This is a genomic window from Pantoea sp. X-Soil-ISGK-285 (genome assembly GCF_059730815.1).
Genome location: NZ_AP035938.1, coordinates 2,686,745 through 2,706,955, shown reverse-complemented (window position 1 = coordinate 2,706,955; position 20,211 = coordinate 2,686,745). Strand labels below are relative to the sequence as shown.

13 protein-coding genes are annotated in these 20,211 nt (G+C 55.3%); 9 read left to right on the top strand and 4 right to left on the bottom strand.

The window, feature by feature from the left end; all coding sequences use genetic code 11:
* Positions 1-207: 207 nt before the first annotated feature.
* Positions 208-1,167, top strand: a complete 960-nt coding sequence (locus AC6I8B_RS12900) for an aldo/keto reductase (RefSeq protein WP_010670985.1) — start codon at positions 208-210, stop codon at positions 1,165-1,167.
* A 209-nt stretch (positions 1,168-1,376) separates the two neighbouring features.
* A complete protein-coding gene (locus AC6I8B_RS12895; RefSeq protein ID WP_033778772.1) occupies positions 1,377-2,720 on the top strand; it encodes a carbohydrate porin in 1,344 nt (447 codons plus the stop codon).
* Positions 2,721-3,122: 402 nt separating this feature from the next.
* Here AC6I8B_RS12895 and yegD read toward each other — a convergent pair whose 3' ends face one another.
* The 3 genes from yegD to AC6I8B_RS12880 all read right to left on the bottom strand — a co-directional run bounded on the left by yegD (position 3,123) and on the right by AC6I8B_RS12880 (position 8,664).
* Complete coding sequence (gene yegD / locus AC6I8B_RS12890) at positions 3,123-4,475, bottom strand: molecular chaperone (protein ID WP_010248167.1); 1,353 nt, start codon at positions 4,473-4,475, stop codon at positions 3,123-3,125.
* A gap of 75 nt (positions 4,476-4,550) precedes the next feature.
* On the bottom strand, positions 4,551-7,886 hold the full coding sequence (locus AC6I8B_RS12885; RefSeq protein ID WP_157352611.1) for a diguanylate cyclase: 3,336 nt from the start codon (positions 7,884-7,886) through the stop codon (positions 4,551-4,553).
* Between the two features lie 163 nt (positions 7,887-8,049).
* Positions 8,050-8,664: a phosphatase PAP2 family protein gene (locus AC6I8B_RS12880; protein WP_010248160.1), complete on the bottom strand. Its 615-nt coding sequence runs from the start codon at positions 8,662-8,664 to the stop codon at positions 8,050-8,052.
* Positions 8,665-8,947: 283 nt separating this feature from the next.
* Here AC6I8B_RS12880 and udk point away from each other — a divergent pair, with 283 nt between their 5' ends.
* From udk to asmA, 3 genes are all read left to right on the top strand, one after another.
* Positions 8,948-9,589: a uridine kinase gene (gene udk / locus AC6I8B_RS12875; protein WP_010670982.1), complete on the top strand. Its 642-nt coding sequence runs from the start codon at positions 8,948-8,950 to the stop codon at positions 9,587-9,589.
* Positions 9,590-9,670: 81 nt separating this feature from the next.
* On the top strand, positions 9,671-10,252 hold the full coding sequence (gene dcd / locus AC6I8B_RS12870; RefSeq protein ID WP_004571280.1) for a dCTP deaminase: 582 nt from the start codon (positions 9,671-9,673) through the stop codon (positions 10,250-10,252).
* A gap of 12 nt (positions 10,253-10,264) precedes the next feature.
* Entirely contained in the window at positions 10,265-12,088 is a 1,824-nt protein-coding gene (asmA, locus tag AC6I8B_RS12865) for an outer membrane assembly protein AsmA (protein WP_157352609.1), read from the top strand.
* Between the two features lie 30 nt (positions 12,089-12,118).
* Here asmA and AC6I8B_RS12860 read toward each other — a convergent pair whose 3' ends face one another.
* On the bottom strand, positions 12,119-13,690 hold the full coding sequence (locus AC6I8B_RS12860; RefSeq protein WP_010248151.1) for a TerC family protein: 1,572 nt from the start codon (positions 13,688-13,690) through the stop codon (positions 12,119-12,121).
* A 795-nt stretch (positions 13,691-14,485) separates the two neighbouring features.
* On the opposite strand from AC6I8B_RS12860, the gene wbaP reads away from it, so the two are divergent.
* The 4 genes from wbaP (at position 14,486) to wzc (ending at position 19,980) form a co-directional block, all read left to right on the top strand.
* Complete coding sequence (wbaP, locus tag AC6I8B_RS12855) at positions 14,486-15,919, top strand: undecaprenyl-phosphate galactose phosphotransferase WbaP (protein WP_010248148.1); 1,434 nt, start codon at positions 14,486-14,488, stop codon at positions 15,917-15,919.
* Positions 15,920-16,206: 287 nt separating this feature from the next.
* The gene (locus AC6I8B_RS12850) at positions 16,207-17,346 is read left to right on the top strand and encodes a polysaccharide export protein (protein WP_010248145.1); all 1,140 of its coding nucleotides are present in this window, start codon (positions 16,207-16,209) and stop codon (positions 17,344-17,346) included.
* Positions 17,347-17,355: 9 nt separating this feature from the next.
* Positions 17,356-17,790, top strand: a complete 435-nt coding sequence (locus AC6I8B_RS12845; RefSeq protein WP_010248142.1) for an arsenate reductase/protein-tyrosine-phosphatase family protein — start codon at positions 17,356-17,358, stop codon at positions 17,788-17,790.
* Between the two features lie 12 nt (positions 17,791-17,802).
* Positions 17,803-19,980 carry a tyrosine-protein kinase Wzc gene (gene wzc, locus AC6I8B_RS12840; protein ID WP_010248139.1) on the top strand — a complete coding sequence of 726 codons (2,178 nt, stop codon included), beginning with the start codon at positions 17,803-17,805 and terminating at the stop codon, positions 19,978-19,980.
* Positions 19,981-20,211 lie beyond the last annotated feature (231 nt).

Below are 20,211 nucleotides of genomic sequence, written 5' to 3'. Positions count from 1 at the left end.
CAGGCGCAGGCATCAAATGGGTAGCCTGCAAACGACAGAGTGTAGCCGCCTCTGACGGGCAGAAGTTGAAGGAAATAAGGATATCTGTCAGGGCGGGGTAATTATGCCTGTTCTTTCATTAATCGCATCACAATCGTCATAAAGCCGTGAAATCACTTTGCTATGCTGAAAGACAGACGGTTTTTTCAGGCAAATAAGGAGCAGGAAATGAGTCAGAATCAAACCCGGCAGTTGGGTGACAGTGGTATCGCGGTGCCGTTGCTGACGTTTGGCGGCAACGTGTTTGGCTGGACAGTGGATCAAACCACCTCCTTTTCTCTGCTGGATGCGCTGGTGGATCGAGGCCTGTGGTTTATCGATACCGCCGACGTCTATTCCCGCTGGGCACCGGGCAATAAAGGCGGTGAATCGGAAACCATTATGGGTGAATGGCTGAAAAAAAGCGGCAAACGCGACCAGATCGTGCTGGCAACCAAGGTTGGCATGGAATTGTCGCCGGAGAAAACCGGGCTGAAACCGCAATATATCCGTCAGGCAGTTGAAGATTCACTGCGCCGGTTGCAGACCGACTATATCGATCTCTACCAGGCGCACCGCGACGATCAGGATACGCCGCTGGCGGAAACCCTGAGCGCCTTTGACAGCCTGATCAGAGAGGGCAAAGTGCGGGCGATTGGTGCTTCCAATTACAGCGCGGCACGGCTGCAGGAGGCGTTGCAGGTCAGTGAAACGCAGGGGCTGGCGCGCTATGAAACCCTGCAACCTGAATACAATCTTTATGACCGCCAGCCCTATGAATCGGAGCTGGAGCCGGTGGTGATGGCGCAGGGGCTGGGCGTGATCAACTACTATTCACTCGCCAGCGGCTTTCTCAGTGGCAAATATCGCGAGGCGGCGGATGCCGGTAAAAGCGCGCGCGGTCAGGGTGTCGTAGATAAATACCTTAACCCGCGCGGTTTGCGGATCCTGGACGCACTGGATGCTATTAGCGAAGCGCATCAGGTGACGCCGACGCAGGTGGCGCTGGCCTGGCTGATCGCCCGTCCCGGTATCACCGCACCGATTGTCAGTGCCACCTCGCTGAAACAGCTCGACGATCTGACTGGCGCGATGCAGCTGACGCTGACCCCGGCGCAGATTGAACAACTGAATCAGGCAAGCCAGTAAACACAAGGGGCGATAGCGCCCCTTTTTACGCTGCACCTGTCAAAAAATTGGCACCCCGCCCAGAGAATAACCAATCAGCGATCCCGATCACAAATGCGTTAATAAACGGATGTTACGGGTAATTATGCGCACGTATTTACAAAAAACAGAGGTTATCCAGCACTATCCTCTGCGCGTCATTTTCCGTAACTTACATAAGAATAAGCAAGATGAAAAACAGAAAAGCAGAGCAGCGTTTCCCGCTGCGCCGTGTGGCAACCGGCACCCTGATCCTGGCCATGTTTTCCGCGCAGGCGTTGGCCGCTGACGCCCTGAGCCCGGACTCCGAATGGATGTTTGGTGACTGGGGCGGGTACCGAACGCAGCTGCAGGACGACGGCATTAAGTTTGACGTTAACTACACCATGGAAAGCGCCGCGAATTTAGGCGGCGGGGCAGATACCAATACCACCATGCGCTACAGCGATCAGTGGTCGTTTGGGACCAATTTCGATCTGCAGAAGTTGCTGGACTGGCAGGATGCCGAGTTCCAGATGACCGTGACCAGTCGTAACGGACAGAATCTTTCTGAACAGGTCGCGGATCAACGCACCGGTATGCTCTCCTCGGTGCAGGAGGTTTACGGTCGCGGCCAGACCTGGCGTCTGACCCAGTTCTGGTTACGCAAAGGATTGTTTAACGATGTGGTCGATGTGAAAGCCGGGCGGGTGACGGTAGGGGAAGACTTCGATAACTTCGATGGCAATCTGTTCCAGAACCTGGCGCTGGGCAGCGGGCAGGCGGGTAACTGGCGCGGCGATCGCTGGTTTAACTGGCCTGTGTCGCAGTGGGGCGGCCGGGTGAAATTCAATATCACGCCGGACGTTTTCTTCCAGGTCGGTTTCTATAATCAGAACCGCGCTAACTACGATCGCGGTGATGGTTTCCGCCTGGATACCAGCAATTCAGAAGGGAATCTGGTGCCGGTCGAACTGGGCTGGAAACCAACCTTCGGGCCGGAGAAATTACCGGGTAACTACCGCATCGGCTATTACTATTCCTCAGTGGATGGCGATGTTTATGGCAGCTGGCGCAACGGCGGCTATCAGGATCAGGCCCATTCCTATGGCGGCTATCTGCTGTTACAGCAACAGCTGACCGCGCAGGATGGCGATGTGAATCGCGGTCTGGGCGTGCGGGTGCAGGCGGTGATGAACGATCACAAGACCTCAAAGACCGACAACTACCAGTCTATTGCGTTTACCTGGACAGGCCCGTTTGATGCCCGTCCTCAGGATGAGATCGGCGTGGGCGCGTCACGGATTCATGTGAACAGCGACTATACCCGCTCACTGCGTCAGCAGAATCAGGCTAATGGCGAGAGCCGCTTTGACAGCCCGACCTATCTGCCGATTCAGGAAGGTTCAGAGTACAACTATGAGGTTTACTACAACGCCAAAGTAACTAACTGGATGTCACTGCGACCTAACCTGCAGTATGTGGTTGCACCAGGCGCAGTCAGTGAAGTGAAAGATGCGTTTATCGGCGGTATCAGCGCCAATATTGCCTTCTGATTTTCCGGGCGAGCGAGCCGCAGTGCGGGCCTGAGCACCTCAGCGCTGCGGATAGCCCTTTCAGCAGCAGAGGCGCTCAGGCCTCCACTCTCGTGCCCTTTTTAACAATACACACTGAAGTTTCAGAGCAGGCTGATGCCGGGCAGGGGCAGGCAATCCGCAGCGCTGAACAGAATGAGTCTGCCAGGAGAGCCCGCAGGACGCGGGCGAAAGGCGGGGCGGCACAGGATGTGCCATCCCCGGCGGTCCGTCAGGCAGAGGAATGAAGTGAAGGAACCGCGCAGCGGCGCGAGGACCGCCAGCCCCTGCGCGGCACCAGACTGCGTTATCACCTGTCGCTTAACTGACTGGCATTACACCCTCAGGTGCCATTTTTTTATTGCAGCGCAGCGTAAAGCAGAATTAACGGAACATCACTTCCGCCCAGCGTGCCAGCCCAGCGGTGACGGAGGCGAAATCATCGCCGCCCGCAATGGGTGTATCCGGCAGCGTCTGCTGCAGCGCCGCGCGCAGCAACGGCGAACGCGCACTGCCGCCGGTCAGGTAAATCACATCAGGCTTAATCTGGCTGGTGGCTAATGCCAGCTGCACCTGTTCCAGAATTTTCTCCAGCGGCTGACTGATGGCGTCCTGCAGCTGATCCACGCCAATCTCTGTCTCTAATGCGGCGGCAATAAAGTCCAGGGAGGCGGTATGCGCCGGGCTGGCTGACAGCGCAATCTTACTCTCTTCCGCTGCGCGCACCAGGCGATAACTGAGCTTCTGCTGCCACACTTTCAGCAGGCGAGCCACCACGTCACCCTGTTCCGCATCACGCACTAAATCCCGCAGCCACTTTCCGCAGGCGGGACTGTAAAAGTCACTTTGTGCCGGCACATCATTGATGGCGATCGCATTCCACCACGGCAGCGCAGGCAGGGCGGTGCCTTTCTGGGTGTTACCGCCCAGACCGAGTAGCGGCATCAGGGTCTTAAACGTCAGCATGATGTCCAGGTCGTTACCGCCGACACGGCAACCGCTGTGGCCCAGCAGGCTTTCACGGCGGTCAGCTTTATCACGCCACTTCGGCCCCATCAGCAACATTGAGCAGTCGGTAGTACCACCGCCAATATCCACTACCAGTACCCGCGTCTCCTGTTGCAGCGTGGCTTCGAAATCGAGTCCGGCTGCCACCGGTTCGAACTGGAACTCCACGTCGCGGAAACCGGCGCGGTGAGCGGCGCGCAGCAGAATACCTTCAGCCTGCTGGTTAGACTCTTCACTGCCTAAACCCTGGAAGTTGACCGGTCGGCCGATTACCGCCTGATCGATAGCCTGATCAAGCTGGCTTTCACCCTGCTTGCGGATGTGCAGCATCATGGCGCAGACCAGATCTTCAAACAGGGCAATCTGCTGTGGCTTCAGGCCAGTAGCACCGAGGAACGATTTGGGGGATTTAACGAACCAGACATCTTCGGGATCGACCATATAGTGCTGCAGCGCGGTAAGGCCAAACTGCACGCTATTGGGCTGGACGTCGATATCTTCTTCGCGGTTATATCGCAGCGCGCGCTGCAGCAGCGCCGTGGTTTCGCTGTCAGGTGTCGCGACCTGATGATGACGATAGAGCCATTCGCTGATCGACTCGCGGGTCGGCGCACAGATCATCGACGGCAGCAGGCGCTGATCATTTTCCAGCGTTAACAGACGTGGCGTGCCATTTTCGCTGACTGCAATAGAGCAGTTAGCCGTGCCGTAATCGAATCCTATGAACATTTTCGCCCCCATGCCGGAAAAAAGGGGGCGACTTTAGCGCAGCTTCAGCAGGGTGGCAAGCGGGCAGCGCCGGAATTAACGAATAGCGAAGATGTGATCTTCAGCCAGTGAACGCAACGGCTGGCGCTCCGCCACTGCACTGCCCCAGACGCCATTAACATCAAGGTTAGCCAGGGTGCTGAGCAGGGCCGGTACCGAAACCGGACCGGCCAGCACCGAGATATTGCGCTGTGTTGCCTGGCCCTGAATGATGGTCAGCAGCATCTCATCCATCAGATTATTGTGAACGTTGGCAACCAGTTCAGGCGCCAGCACCAGATAATCGACCACCTCGTCACTCAGCAGATTAAAAGCATCCAGATTACGGCCAAAATGCTGCAATACGATGCGGCAGCCGCACTGCCGCAGTTGCAGCAGCGCGGCATAGAGCTGATCGCCCTGGCTCAGCACGCTGGCGGCAGGGAAAGCAAAACCACAGCCGCTGCTGGAGAGTCCGGCGGCGACAAAGCGCTGACAGAGTTGCTGCACAAAGGCGGCATCACTCAGTACCTGGGCATTAAGCGGCAGAATCACCGGAATGCCTTTGTTATTGAGCCGCTGCACGTCGTGGCGGAAAAAAGCCTCAAGAATATTATTATCCAGCCGGCGACGCAGCGTTTCATCAGGCAGGTTATTGCGTAACAGTGTCTCATCCAGCAGCAACCCGTCAGCGGTTAACAGCTGCACCTCAAGCAGCCAGATAAAGGCGGCCTGCGGCGTTTTTGGCGGCGCAACGGCCCAGGCGGGCAGTTCGATCTGCAGCGCATCAATCATCGCCGCATCCATACCCTGATGGTTGCCCGACAGCGGTAAGCGATGCTGTTCGTAGACCACCAGCCGTCCGCGCCCGCTGCGTTTGGCGTTGTAACAGGCGATGTCCGCCTGCGAAAGCACGTCGCTGCTCTGACAGTTTTCTGCTGAAATCTGCGTCACGCCCGCGCTGGCACCGACCTGATAGAGGCGTCCCAGCCACTGGAACCGGTAATCATTTACCGCGGCGACAATGCGCTGCACCACATCATGTGCCTGTGCGATATCGCAATCGGGCATCAGTAGTGCAAACTCATCACCGCCCAGTCGCGCAAGGAAATCGCTGCTGCGCAGAGGGTGCTGCATCAGTTCGGAGAGTTCGCGTAGTAACGCATCGCCTGCAGCATGCCCGGCGCTGTCATTGACCGCTTTAAACTTATCAAGGTCGATAAACACCAGCACGTGCTGATGCTGATGTTCAGCGGCATCAAACAGCAGACGCTTAAGCTGAAGTTCGAAGCTGGCGCGGTTAGGCAGACGGGTCAGGGTGTCATGCAGCGCGCTGTAGCTCAGGCGCTTCATCAGTTTGCGTGACTCACTCACATCCTGAATGACCATCACCGCCCCCTGTTCCAGACCCGCTTCCGAACGCAGCGGCGTGATGCTGTAGTGAATATCGATATGGCCGCCGTCCGGGGTATGCAGCACCAGATCTTCAGCGAGACCGGGGGTGACTTTTTCCGGCGGCAGCTGGCATAACAGCAAACTCTCTACCTCAGGGCCGTTACGTCCCTGCGTGATATGCAGCAGCTCACTCAGCGGCTGACCGGCGGCCTGCTCCTGCGACCAGCCACTCATTTTTTCCGCCACCGGGTTCATAAAGGCAACGCGCATCTCTTTATCGGTGCTGATGACCGCTTCGCCGATCGAATCCAGGGTGATCGCCATGCGCTCTTTCTCCTGAAACAGCGCCTCGTTAAGATTGCGTAGCGGCGTGATGTCCTGACAGATGCCCAGCATGCGCTCAATGCGCCCCTCTTTGCTTAGCAGCCGGTTGGCCTGAGTGCGCACCCAGCGATGTCCCTGGTCATCGACCACGCGGTACTCCATGTGAAACGCGCTGCGAAGCTCAATCGCCTGTTGCACCGTCAGTGCGGCATACTCGCGATCGGCGGGATGCAGCAGATGGATCCAGAGGTCATAGCTGGGTGACTCATGCGGGGCAAGACCAAACAGCGCGTACATGCGCTTGTCCCATAACATCTCGCCGGTCAGCAGGTTCCACTCCCATACGCCAATGCCACCCGCTTCGTTGGCCAGCGTAATACGCTCCATCAGCCGGCGATTCACCTGCTCGCTCTGCTTCAGCTCAGAGATATCGATAATCTGCGCAATAAAGTAGAGCGGTTCCTGGTTACCATCGCGCACCAGCGATACCGTCAGCCGCGCCCAGACAATCTCGCCATCTTTGCGGAAATAGCGCTTCTCAAAGGTGTAGGTATCAATCTCACCCGCCAGCAGTCGGTTCGCATGTTGCAAATCGAGGCTGAGATCGTCGGGATGGGTGATCTGCTGAAAAGTCAGCCGCTTCAGCTCCTCAGCCGGGTAGCCCAGGATCTGGCACAGCGAGCGGTTGACCTGCAACCAGCTGCCGTGGGGCGCCACCAGCGCCATCCCAATGGCGGAGTACTCCATTGCGTGACGGAAGCGGGTTTCACTGTCAGTGATATGGAGCTTTTCGCGCCGGAACGCATCCATCACCAGCGACATAATGTGACTGGGGATTAGCACCAGCAGGAACGGCAGCCAGCTGGAGACCGGGCCCAGCGCGCTGTTGTTGTTCACCACGGTGACCAGATCAAAGGCGAGCAGTATCGAGATAAAACTGGCGTTCAGGAAGAACAGCACGAACGCCTGCAGCTTGGGCAGGCGAACCGCGCACCAGAAGAGGATCACCACGATAAAGGTAAAGGGCCACGGCAAAAAGCGTAGCGCCAGATAACTGGCCCCGAGGGTGAGAAGAAGCGTCAGCAGAGCTTCGGCCAGGCGCAGATTGCTGAACCCCGTGCGACGCAGCGGCCACGGCAGCAGTAACAGCATCGGGCCTAACACCAGCATGCCGATGATTTCGGAGATCACCCAGGTATAAAAGAAGGGAAATGAGGCGTGGCCGGTGACCTGAAGCGTCCAGAGTGCCAGCAGGCCGCCGAGCACCGGCGTCACGATGCCCACCGACAGTACCATCCGAGCCCAGTCATGCAGCGAATCCAGCGGCGCGCGCCGATCCAGCAGGGCGCGCAGCAGCATGCCACCCACACCGGCCTGGATAAGATTGAGCAGGGCGAATTTAATGTTCGAGAGGGCAGGCCCGATGATGATGGCATTAGCCCCGGCGGTGCCAAGCACGCAGGCTGTCAGCAGCAGCGGGAGCTGGCGTGACGGGCAGCGGAAAACCACGACGGTCATTAACGTAGTCGGAAACCAGAGCGGGGAGATTTTGCCGCTGACGACGATCAGTTCCAGACAGAAGAGTGTCAGGACAAACACCACGCAGCCAAGGAGCAGCGCCGAGAGCCAGCGGTTTGGCGTGCTATTTTGCGGGGACAGGATCTCTATCGTCATGCGGACTTCCGGCAGGGTGCAGCGCTCCACAATGGCGTATCAGGCACCAGTCATTCTCTCACTGCATGCTATCACATCCGGCAAAGAAAAAAGGGGTGAAATCAATATTGCCCGTTATTCGGCGAATTGACGGGCACGCTAAGATTGATTGCCAGCACGTTGATTACTGGCGGAAAAGATCGGCGCGGGTATAGGGTTTCTCCATGCCCGCAAGGCTGGCGGCGAAACGCTCCAGGAACTGCTGCGTGGTGGCGACACGACCGTGACTCATCAATACAAACGGCACTAACAGCGCAGCACCGACCTGCGGCCAGCTGAAGCCTTTGAGCGAGGTGCGACGCTGGGATATCAGAAACGCCGTGCTCAGCGTGAAGCCCAGCAGCAGCCCGGTGACCACCTCACTTTTTGAGTGTGCGTGGATGACCAGGCGGGAGAAACCGACCATCAGGGGAATCAGATAGCCAACCCCAATCGCCGCAATGCGCCACATCGCGGACCAGCGCCCGGAAATCAGCCACAGCATGACCGGCCACAGCGTGGCGGACATGGCACTATGACCGCTGAAACCGGTAAAATTAAAGCGGGCGCTGCCGATGCCAAACCCCAGAAACAGAATTTTAGAGATGCTGACGGTCAGGCCAGCCAGGCCAAATGCCACAATCCAGTAAAAGACCGTATGACGATTATCACTCTTCCACGGCAAAATCAGCGCAATAATCACCGCTGTTGGAATCAACAGCATGCTGTCGCCAAAATAGGTCAAAGTCTTCCAGTGCATACCACTCCTGATGCATCTTCGGTCGTCACGTTAGCGACACGCGTTGTCTGAACAGCGTGCCGCGCAGGCCATTTTTTTTATAGTATGGTGTGCCGCTAGTTTATCGGTGAAATGAGTGGCGTCCAAAGGAGAAAGTCTGAAAAGTCGCCGACGCCATTTCTCTGGCATCAAAAGGCCGAAATCCCTATACTTAGCGCGAACACACCCTCTCCATTTCGGCCCGTCCGCTGCCCGCGTAATGTGTGACCAGTGGCAGGCTCCAGTTATCAGGTCTTAAAAAAGTATGACTGACAAGTCTCATCAGTGCGTGATTGTAGGCATTGCCGGCGCTTCCGCATCCGGTAAAAGTTTAATTGCCAGCACGCTCTATCGTGAAATCCGTGATCAGGTAGGTGGCGAGCACATCGGGGTCATCCCGGAAGATGCTTATTACAAAGATCAAAGTCACCTCACCATGGAAGAGAGGGTTAAAACCAATTATGACCATCCGAGCGCGATGGATCATGATTTGCTGTTGCAGCATCTGCAGGCGGTCAAAGCCGGTCAGGATATTGAGCTGCCGGTCTACAGCTACGTTGAGCACACCCGCACCCAGCAAACGCATCATCTGAGCGCAAAAAAGGTCATCATCCTTGAAGGCATTCTGCTGTTAACCGATGCCCGTCTGCGCCAGGAACTCAACTTCTCTATCTTCGTGGACACGCCGCTCGACATCTGTCTGATGCGTCGTATGAAACGTGACGTCAATGAGCGTGGCCGCTCAATGGATTCGGTAATGAGTCAGTATCAGAAGACCGTGCGTCCGATGTTCCTGCAGTTTATCGAGCCATCAAAACAGTACGCCGATATCATTGTGCCGCGCGGCGGAAAAAACCGTATCGCCATCGATATCCTCAAGGCGAAAATCAACCAGTTTTTTGAATAACGCACGTCCGTCCGGACGTGGTGCAGACCGGCGGCAGGCACGCATGCCGGTTTGCTACACTTATGCCATGGAGTTACCGCAATGAGATTATGCGATCGCGATATTGAAGCCTGGCTGGACAATGGCAAACTGGCCATTGAGCCACGCCCGCCGGTCGAGCGCATTAACGGGGCGACCGTCGATGTGCGTCTGGGTAATCAGTTCCGCACCTTCAGCGGTCATACCGCGGCCTTTATCGATCTGAGCGGCCCGAAACAGGAAGTGAGCGCGGCACTGGATCGGGTCATGAGCGATGAGATCGTGTTGCCTGATGGCGAAGCCTTTTTCCTTCATCCGGGAGAGCTGGCGCTGGCGGTGACGCTGGAGTCCGTGACGCTGCCTGACGATCTGGTCGGCTGGCTGGATGGCCGTTCATCGCTGGCGCGACTTGGGTTGATGGTACACGTTACGGCTCACCGCATCGATCCTGGCTGGCAGGGCCGTATCGTGCTGGAGTTCTACAATTCAGGTAAACTGCCGCTGGCTCTGCGTCCCGGCATGTTGATCGGCGCGCTGAGTTTTGAACCGCTTTCAGGCCCGGCTGCGCGTCCCTACAACCGGCGTGAAGATGCGAAATATCGCGGTCAGCAGGGCGCTGATGCCAGCCGTATCGACAAAGACTGATCTGAGGATGTAATGAAAAGAGTGATAACCACGCTGGCCATCCTGTTAGTGGTGGTCGTAACGGGAATGAGCGCGCTGGTGCTGCTGGTCAATCCCAACGACTTTCGTGCCTATATGGTGCAGCAGGTCGAACAACGCAGTGGTTATCGCCTTGAGGTCAGCAGCGATCTGCGCTGGCACGTCTGGCCTCAGCTCAGCATTCTGGCCGGCCGGATGAGTCTTACCGCGCCGGGCGCCAGCCAGCCGATGGTCTCGGCGGAAAACATGCGGCTGGATGTTGATCTCTGGCCACTGTTATCCCATCAGCTCAGCGTCAGCCAGGTGATGCTGAAAAATGCGATAGTGCGGGTGACGCCAGATAGCCGCGCGCAGCGTGCCAGAAATGCGCCCCAGGGTCCGCGTGATGCGGAGCCGGCTTCGCCTTCCAGCGGCTGGTCATTCGATATCGCTAAACTGCGGGTAGCAGACAGTCTGTTGATCTGGCAGCAGCCAGGCGGCGACGAATATAATTTCCGCGACCTCAACATTAATATGGAACAGGACGCGAACAAGCTGGCGACCCTGTCGCTGAGCACTACGCTGATGCGCAACCAGCGCAACGCCACACTGAATCTCAAAGGCCAGCTGGATGCCGCGCAATATCCCCATCGCCTCAGCGGCCAGTTGCAGCAGCTTGATTACACCTTGTCCGGCGCCGATATTCCGGCACAGGGGATCAAAGGCTCGCTGAGCCTGCAGGGCGAGTGGGATGGTGACCGCCAGCAGCTCTCCTTCAGTAATCTGCAGCTCACCGCCAATGACAGCACCCTGACCGGGCAGGGCAGTGGCCATATTGCGCCACCGCAGCAGCTGGCGCTGGATCTGAAAGCCAGCAACCTTAACGTCGATAATTTACTCACCAGTGCGTCCGTCTCTGACGTACCTGGCGTGCAGCACGCCACCGTGGCCCGTTCGCCGGTGATTGCTGCGCCGCGGGAACGCAGCAACGCCGACTCTCCGCTGAATGATCTGGATCTGGCGCTGAAGTTACAGGCTGACAATGCGGTATGGCGCGGACTCTCTCTGACCAGTCTTTCGGTGAACGCCAGCAATCAGCAGGGAGTGATGACGCTGAAGACGCTCAGCGGCAAGCTGGGCAATGGCAGCTTCTCCATTCCCGGCAGTATCGATATCCGTCAGCCAGAGACGCGGGTCAGCCTTAAACCCCAACTCCGTTTAATTGCGATTCAGCCGCTGCTTAAAGCGTTTGAACTGCCGGAAAGTGTGCAGGGGAACCTGAGTCTGGATGGCGACCTGTCGGGTGATACGCTGACGGTCGAAGCAGCCAAACATCGCTGGCAGGGCAGGGCGACCATCAGCGCCAGCAACCTGAAGCTGGCAGAGCTGAATCTGCAGCAGATGGTGCAGCGTGCCGTGGCGCGGGTCAGCGATAAGGTCAGCAGCGATCAGGCGGTGGATGAGGGGATTGAGTCGATTAGCGCACAGGTGGCGCTGAATAAGGGCGTACTCAGCTTCAGCGATATCAATGGCAACGGCCAGAATCTGGGCCTGCAGGGTGCGGGCAAAGTTGACATGGTGCAGCAACAGCTGGATATGACCCTGGGGCTGAAAATCAGCGGCTGGCGTGGCGATGATGCGCTGGTGAAAGCGCTCTCCAGTCAGCCGGTTCCGCTGCGCATGTATGGTCGCTGGGACAGCCTGCAATACTCTCTGCCGGTGGATGACGTTCTGCGTAACCGGCTGCAGAGTGAGGCGAAATCACGGCTGAATCAGTGGATCGATCGCCAGAAAGAGGGCGAGAACAAAGAGAACCTGAAGAAAATCATGCGCCCGTAGCGGGCGCATTTCCTTCTGCCAGCTAACCACTCAGACCTCGTAACTGATATCGGGCTGCAGCAGGATCTCGACTTTCTGCACCCGATGATTTTCGACCTGCAGCGTTCGCAGCAGATAGTCACCCAGTTGCAACACTTCGCCTTCCTGAGGGATGTGTTGCAGCTTATCCATCAGTAATCCCGCCAGCGTATGATAGTCACCCTGCTCATCGAGCGGCAATTTCACATAGAGCGCCAGATCTTCCAGCGGCATATGACCGTTAGCAATCCAGTGACCTTCATCCTGAATCTGAATATCGTAGCGAGCATCGATTTCACCCGCCTCATTCGGCAGATTGCCGGCGATGGTCTCCATTACATCGCTCAGCGTCACCACGCCTTCCACCGAACCAAACTCATCAACCACAAAGGCAAAGTGAGTATGGGCCTGACGAAACTGTTCCAGCGCCTGCAGCACCGTCAGCCGCTCAGGAAAGACCAGCGGCTGTCGAATCAGGGCGCGTAAATCCAGGGAATTGTGGTGCAGTGACTGGTGCAGCAGATCGATAACGTGAACCACGCCCAGCGGTTCGCTGGAGTGATCCGTTATCAGTATTCGCGTGTGCTGATTGCGGTCGAGGCGCGACATAATCTCTGCCGGATCATCACTGAGATCGATATGTTCGACGTCGTGGCGCGAGGTCATGATGCTGTTAATGTGGCGCTGACCCATGCCCAGTACGCGGGCAATCATCACCCGTTCCTGCCGGTTAAACAGCATGCTGTCATCGCTGTCAGCAATCAGTGACGAAGTTTTCGCATCCAGCTCCGCCGGTTCTGCGGCGCCGCGCAGCAGCCGTAACACCGCTTCCGCCGTGCGCTGGCGTAGCGGACGACCGGCCGACAGCACCCGACGACGATTAAAGTGTGCCAGCTGGTTCAGTGCCTCAATGACCACCGAGAAGCCGATTGCCGCATAGAGGTAGCCTTTGGGGATCACAAAGCCAAAGCCTTCCGCCACCAGGCTGAAGCCGATCATCAGCAGAAAGCTTAAGCAGAGGATCACAATCGTAGGATGGTTGTTCACGAAGCGGGTTAACGGCTTGCTGGCGAGCAGCATCAGCAGAATGGCGATGGTGACCGCAATCATCATGACCGGTAAGTCATTAACCATGCCGACGGCAGTAATCACCGCATCCAGCGAGAAGATGGCATCCAGCACCACGATTTGCGCCACCACCGGCCAGAATTTAGCGCCGCCTTTTTGTTGACCGGACGCCTCATCATCCCCTTCAAGACGCTCATTCAACTCTGTGGTGGCTTTAAATAGCAGGAAAATCCCGCCTGTCAGCAGCAGTAAATCGCGCGCACTGAAGGGGTGGCCCATAAGCGTAATCCAGGGTTCTTTCAGCGTAACCAGCCAGGAAAGCGATGCCAGCAGCAATAATCGGCACAATAACGCCAGCAGCAGTCCAATCACGCGCGCGCGGTCGCGAAGCGGCCCTGGAAGCTTCTCAACCAGGATGGCGATGAAGATCAGATTGTCGATGCCTAAAACCAGTTCCAGAACGATTAGCGTTACTAATCCCGCCCATAGCGAGGGATCTGCAATTACCTCCAGCATGCGTTGTTCACCTGAATGTCTTAAATTGAGTTTTCTCTGATGATAGTGGAGTGCGAAGCCACGTACAAATGGCAGGGCAGGGGGCATGTTCTCAGATAACCGCGCTATATCGTGCAAAATATGAACATAATAGTGTGACGCTTTGATTAACTTCACAGGGCGCAGTAGAGATAATTCTTAGTCATTGGCTGACAGGAAAGAGATATTCACCTGTCGGGCTTATGCGATTTATCTCATCGGGAGTATGGCATTAATCCGAATTGTGAAGAAAGGATTGCACTGCCCGTCAGGCCTCAATACTAATTGCTGGTAGTCTTTTTCCTAAAATAGTCCAGGGATGGCGGGACCTGCTTGTAAACAAGCCAGTAATAACTAGTATAGCAACAAGTTAGCAAACTCTGCCCCAGAGTCGTAATCTGCGTACCTATTCGACATTAATCGCAATGTCACGAATGAGTAATTCGCCTGTGAACGTCTGTATGATGCGTTGCGGTAACGCTAACACATTACGGGGAGCATTATGAATGATGACAGCGATATTGGCAGCGACAGCCAAGGGCGGTAGCGTGCCCGAATCGCGTTTTTGTTGATAAAGTGAGCAGCGCTGGCGGTGGTTAAGTCAGAGTAATCTGTTGGTATTCATCACGATATTATTGGTTTCATGGTTAAGATCATTGGCGTAAACGCCGCAGGAGCTCCCCTTAGAAACGGCTCACTCTGGAGAGGTTTCGTCGCTTAATGATTAAACAGGCGATAGCCGTTGCGGGTTTAAGGAAATAAAATAAAGAGTTAAATATGCGCGATACAGAATTTACGTTTAAAAGTCTTATTACCAAATTAATGCTGGCATGTTCAGACTTAATTTGTTTCAACGCAGCGTTCTTTTTGGCGATGATGCTAATTAATTTGCAGTCAGATTCGCCGCTGGCAGATATTTCTGAAAAAGAAATGAATTTAAAAATTGCCACACACATTTGTCTGTCGGTAATTTGTATTGGCTGGTTCTGGGTAAGGCTGCGTCACTACACTTACCGCAAACCTTTCTGGTTCGAATTAAAAGAAGTTTTTCGTACCATTCTTATATTTTCTGTTATCGACCTGTCGATTACCGCCCTGTCGCAGTGGCAGATGTCGCGTTTCGTCTGGTTACTGACCTGGATCCTGGCGCTGATTTTAATTCCGACCTGCCGCGCGCTTTCTAAACGTCTGCTGAATAAAAATGGCTTGTGGAAAAAACAGACCATTATTATCGGCAGCAGCAAAAATGCGCATGAAGCCTGGCAGGCACTGCAAAGCGAAGAGGTCATGGGTTTTGACGTTATCGCCTTCTATGACGTTGATGGAACCTGTCCGCAGGAGATCATGAACGGCGTGCCGGTGCTGCGCGACGAGCAGGAGCTCTGGAGCCTCACCAACAGCGAAACGCAGTTTATCGTTGCGGTTGAGTATGAGCAGAGTCAGTACCGTGATGTCTGGCTTAAATCGCTGGCGATGCACAACTGCCGTTCAGTGTCAGTGATCCCAACCCTGCGTGGTGTTCCGCTCTACGGTACCGACATGGCCTATATCTTCAGCCATGAAGTGATGATCCTGCGGGTTCAGAACAACCTGGCTAAACGCACGTCGCGCTTCCTGAAGCGGGCATTCGATATCGTGGGTGCGCTCTCGATTATCCTGATGCTGATGCCAGCGCTGCTGGTACTGGGCTTCCTGGTGGGTCGTGACGGTGGACCACCGATTTATGGTCACGAGCGTGTGGGAATGAATGGCCGTAAATTCAAATGTCTGAAATTCCGCTCGATGGTCATTAATTCAAAAGAAGTGCTGGAAGAGGTGCTGCGCACTGATCCGATTGCCCGTGCGGAATGGGATAAAGATTTCAAACTCAAAAATGATCCACGTATTACTAAAGTGGGCCACTTCATCCGTAAAACAAGCCTCGATGAGCTCCCTCAGCTCTGGAACGTGGTGCGCGGTGATATGAGTCTGGTCGGACCGCGTCCGGTCATTGAAGATGAACTCTGTCGTTATGCCGGTGATGTTGATTATTACCTGATGGCAAAGCCAGGCATGACGGGATTGTGGCAGGTCAGCGGTCGTAATGATGTTGACTATGAAACCCGCGTCTATTTCGACTCGTGGTACGTGAAAAACTGGTCACTGTGGAACGACATCGCGATTCTGTTTAAAACAGTGGGCGTGGTGTTGAAACGCGATGGTGCCTATTAATCGTGAGTCGGAATGAGCGCGTTAACGCGCGCTCAGAGGTGTTTTGCCGTTGTCAGGCGTGTCGTTGATAGTGGCCATCATCAGGGATATCGCTGTGCATCCATAGTCCGCTATGATGCGTGGCGTTCAGGGTACACCCTGGTAGATGGCCGCTACTTATAACAAGTGGAGCAAGGATAATGAACGACAGGTTCAGTGCTTAAGTCAGGTAGGATTTACTTTTTGTTGGACGCTTACACAGCGGCGGTTTCGCCTCTATCAATAAATAACTGATAGCGAAGATCTAAATGATTACAATCAAAATGAAATTGATACCCTTGCTGGTATCCGCCACATTCCTTAGCGGGTGTACGATCGAACCAGGTTCTCACCTTTCTACATCAGGAAAAGATGTTGTTGAACAGCAGGATAGCAACTTTGACATCGATAAATATGTCAACGTCTTCCCGTTAACGCCTTCACTGGTTGAAAGGATGCGTCCGAAGCCACTGGTGGCTCAGACGAATCCTGCCCTGCAGAACGAAATTCAGAACTACGAATACCGTATCGGTGTGGGCGATGTCCTGACCGTAACGGTCTGGGATCACCCGGAACTGACCACCCCAGCGGGTCAGTACCGTAGCGCCAGCGACACCGGTAACTGGGTGCATTCTGACGGCACCATTTTCTATCCCTACATCGGTCGTGTGCGTGTAGCGGGCCGTACCGTCGGCGAAGTGCGTGACGAAGTGTCACGTCGTCTGGCTCAGTACATTGAAAGCCCGCAGGTTGATGTCAGCATCGCCTCGTTCAAATCACAGAAAACCTATGTGACGGGTTCAGTGACCACTTCTGGTCAGCAGCCCATCACCAACGTTCCGTTGACGGTGCTGGATGCGATCAACGCCGCTGGCGGCCTGGCCGCTGATGCTGACTGGCGCAACGTGGTGCTGACGCACAACGGTCGTGAACAGCGTATCTCTCTGCAGGCACTGATGCAGAATGGTGACCTGAGCCAGAACCACCTCCTCTATCCAGGCGATATTCTTTACGTTCCGCGTAACGATGATCTGAAAATCTTCGTGATGGGTGAAGTGAAGCAGCAGACCACCCTGAAAATGGACCGTAGCGGCATGACGCTGGCGGAAGCACTGGGCAATGCGGCCGGGATGGATCAAACCACCTCTGACGCCACCGGTGTATTCGTTATCCGTCCACTGCACGGCACCGATCGCAACAAGATTGCCAACATCTATCAGTTGAACACCAAAGATGCGGCATCCATGGTGATGGGAACCGATTTCCAGCTCCAGCCTTACGACATTGTTTATGTCACCTCTACGCCGCTGACGCGCTGGAACCGTGTGATTGGGCAGTTGATACCGACCATCGCAGGTATCAACGATGCAACACAGGCCGCATCGCGTATCCGTACCTGGGGTAATTAAGGTCCCATCATGATTAAGTCCGTGTTAGTCGTTTGCGTTGGCAACATCTGCCGCTCTCCTACCGGAGAGCGCCTGTTTAAACGTGCGCTGCCTGATTTAGACGTTCGCTCTGCCGGCCTGGGGGCGCTGGTCGGCCACCCGGCCGACAAGACGGCGTCTGAAGTCGCTGCTGCGCAGGGTCTGTCGCTGGAAGGACATGAGGCGCAACAGTTGACGGCAGAGATGTGCCGCAACGTTGACCTGATTCTGGTGATGGAAAAGCGACATATTGAACAGGTGAATCGCATCGACCCGGCCGCGCGTGGCAAAACCATGCTGCTTGGGCACTGGCTCAATCAGAAAGAAATTGCGGATCCGTACAGAAAAAGCCGTGAGGCCTTTGAAGAGATTTACGGATTACTGGAAAACGCTACCCAGAAGTGGGTGAACGTATTAAGCCGATAGTTGGGATTATCCATGAATATAAAAAATAAGGTCAGAACCGCGCCGGGAGAGGATTCGAATGGATGGGATCTGGCGCATCTTGTGGGACAGCTAATTGATCATCGCTGGATCATTGTTGCCGTTACCGCTTTTTTCATGCTGGCGGGAACACTCTACACACTGTTTGCAACACCCATTTATAGCGCAGATGCGTTAGTTCAGGTTGAGCAGAAGAATGCCAGCACCGTTCTGAACGAAATTGACAGCATTCTGCCACCGACACCAGCCTCTGATACGGAAATCGAGATTCTGGAATCCCGTATGGTCATCGGCAAAACCGTTGACGATCTGGGTCTGGATACCGTCGTTGAGCAGAACTATTTCCCGGTTATCGGTAAAGGTCTGTCGCGCCTGATGGGCAACAAACCCGCCAGTATCGCGATTTCGCGCCTGGAAATCCCACGCACTATCGACAAACGTAACGTTGAACTGGAAGTGACCGGTCCGGATAGCTACACCGTCTCAAAAGATGGCGATGAGCTGTTCAAAGGTAAAGTCGGCCAGCTGGAGTCGCACGGCGACATCAGCATGCTGGTCAGCGAGATTCACGCTGATGAAGGCACCAGCTTCACCGTGACCAAGCTGAATAACCTGCAGGCGATCCGTTCAGTGCTCTCTAACCTGACCGTGGCAGACAAAGGTAAAGATACCGGCGTGCTGGGTCTGGAGTATCTGGGTGAAGATCCAGAGCAGATCAGCAAAGTGCTGAACCAGATTGTGAATAACTATCTGTTACAGAACGTTGAGCGCAAGTCAGCGCAGGCAGAGAAAAGCCTGGAGTTCTTACGCACTCAGCTGCCTGCCGTGCGCAGCAAGCTGGATGAAGCGGAAGACAAGCTGAACACCTTCCGTCGTCAGAACGAATCTGTTGACCTGTCACTGGAAGCGAAATCCGCTCTGGACTCCTCTGTCAGCGTGCAGAGTCAGCTGAACGAACTGACCTTCCGTGAAGCTGAAGTCTCTCAGCTGTTTACCAAAGATCACCCGACGTATCGCGCGCTGCTTGAAAAACGCAAAACGCTGGAAGGTGAGCAGGCTCAGCTGAACAAGAAAATTGCTGGCATGCCACAGACTCAGCAGGAAATCCTGCGTCTGACCCGTGACGTTCAGTCTGGTCAGGAGATCTACATGCAGCTGCTGAACCGTCAGCAGGAGCTGGGTATCAGTAAAGCGAGCACCGTGGGTGATGTCCGCATCATCGATGGCGCGCAGACCGCTAACTCGCCTGTTGCACCGAAGAAGCTGCTGATCATCGCCGCGAGCCTGATTTTCGGTCTGTTCGTGTCAGTGGGTCTGGTTCTGCTGAAAGCGCTGTTGCATCACGGCATCGAGAACCCGGATCAGCTGGAAGAGCTGGGCATGAATGTCTATGCCAGCGTTCCACTGTCAGACTGGCAGCGTAAGAAGGATACCGAAGCCCTGGCGCGTCGTGGCAGCAAGGTGAAAACCGATCCGCACGAAACGCTGCTGGCGCTGGGTAACCCGACTGACCTCTCCATCGAAGCGATTCGTAGCCTGCGTACCAGCCTGCACTTCGCGATGATGGAAGCGAAAAACAACATTCTGATGATCACCGGTGCCAGCCCGGGTATTGGTAAAACCTTTATCTGTGCCAACCTGGCGACCCTGGTCGCGAAAGCGGGTCAGCGTGTTCTGTTTATCGATGGCGACATGCGTCGTGGTTATACCCACGAACTGCTGGGCGCAGATAACAAATCAGGTCTGTCCAACGTCTTGTCCGGTAAAACTGAGTTCAGCCCGGCGCTGATTCAGCAGGGCGTGTACGGTTTCGACTTCCTGCCACGTGGTCAGGTTCCGCCGAACCCGTCTGAGCTGCTGATGCATCGTCGCATGGGTGAGCTGCTGGAGTGGGCGAGCAAGAACTACGACCTGGTGTTAATCGATACGCCGCCAATCCTGGCCGTCACCGATGCCTCCATCATCGGTAAGCTGGCCGGCACCTCACTGATGGTGGCGCGTTTCGAAGCCAACACCACCAAAGAAGTGGACGTCAGCTTCAAACGCTTTGCCCAGAACGGTATTGAGATTAAAGGTGTGATCCTCAACGCCGTGGTGCGTAAAGCCGCTAATGCGTATGGCTATGGGTATGACTACTATGCCTATGACTACGGCAAGACGAACAAAAGCTGATCATTGAGCAATAAAACAGGGGGCGGTCTGACCGCCCCTTTTTATCGTCCCTTTGAATGACGACACGCATCAATTTACACAGGTTATTCTGTCCAAACCCACAAAAGCGATACATCTATAAATCGCATGGCGAGCGTCACTCAACAGAATTCATCACCAGCAGGCATCGCCCGCACGCAATTTGTGACCGTGCAATCAGACTCGCTGTAAAGCCAGTCGGGAAGGCGAAAC

What these genes read in the sequence shown, in the direction of transcription:
- AC6I8B_RS12900 (WP_010670985.1), top strand. Translation starts at nt 208, where the DNA reads ATGAGTCAGAATCAAACCCGGCAGTTGGGTGACAGTGGTATCGCGGTG.
- AC6I8B_RS12895 (WP_033778772.1), top strand. Translation starts at nt 1,377, where the DNA reads ATGAAAAACAGAAAAGCAGAGCAGCGTTTCCCGCTGCGCCGTGTGGCA.
- yegD (WP_010248167.1), bottom strand. Translation starts at nt 4,475, where the DNA reads ATGTTCATAGGATTCGATTACGGCACGGCTAACTGCTCTATTGCAGTC.
- AC6I8B_RS12885 (WP_157352611.1), bottom strand. Translation starts at nt 7,886, where the DNA reads ATGACGATAGAGATCCTGTCCCCGCAAAATAGCACGCCAAACCGCTGG.
- AC6I8B_RS12880 (WP_010248160.1), bottom strand. Translation starts at nt 8,664, where the DNA reads ATGCACTGGAAGACTTTGACCTATTTTGGCGACAGCATGCTGTTGATT.
- udk (WP_010670982.1), top strand. Translation starts at nt 8,948, where the DNA reads ATGACTGACAAGTCTCATCAGTGCGTGATTGTAGGCATTGCCGGCGCT.
- dcd (WP_004571280.1), top strand. Translation starts at nt 9,671, where the DNA reads ATGAGATTATGCGATCGCGATATTGAAGCCTGGCTGGACAATGGCAAA.
- asmA (WP_157352609.1), top strand. Translation starts at nt 10,265, where the DNA reads ATGAAAAGAGTGATAACCACGCTGGCCATCCTGTTAGTGGTGGTCGTA.
- AC6I8B_RS12860 (WP_010248151.1), bottom strand. Translation starts at nt 13,690, where the DNA reads ATGCTGGAGGTAATTGCAGATCCCTCGCTATGGGCGGGATTAGTAACG.
- wbaP (WP_010248148.1), top strand. Translation starts at nt 14,486, where the DNA reads ATGCGCGATACAGAATTTACGTTTAAAAGTCTTATTACCAAATTAATG.
- AC6I8B_RS12850 (WP_010248145.1), top strand. Translation starts at nt 16,207, where the DNA reads ATGATTACAATCAAAATGAAATTGATACCCTTGCTGGTATCCGCCACA.
- AC6I8B_RS12845 (WP_010248142.1), top strand. Translation starts at nt 17,356, where the DNA reads ATGATTAAGTCCGTGTTAGTCGTTTGCGTTGGCAACATCTGCCGCTCT.
- wzc (WP_010248139.1), top strand. Translation starts at nt 17,803, where the DNA reads ATGAATATAAAAAATAAGGTCAGAACCGCGCCGGGAGAGGATTCGAAT.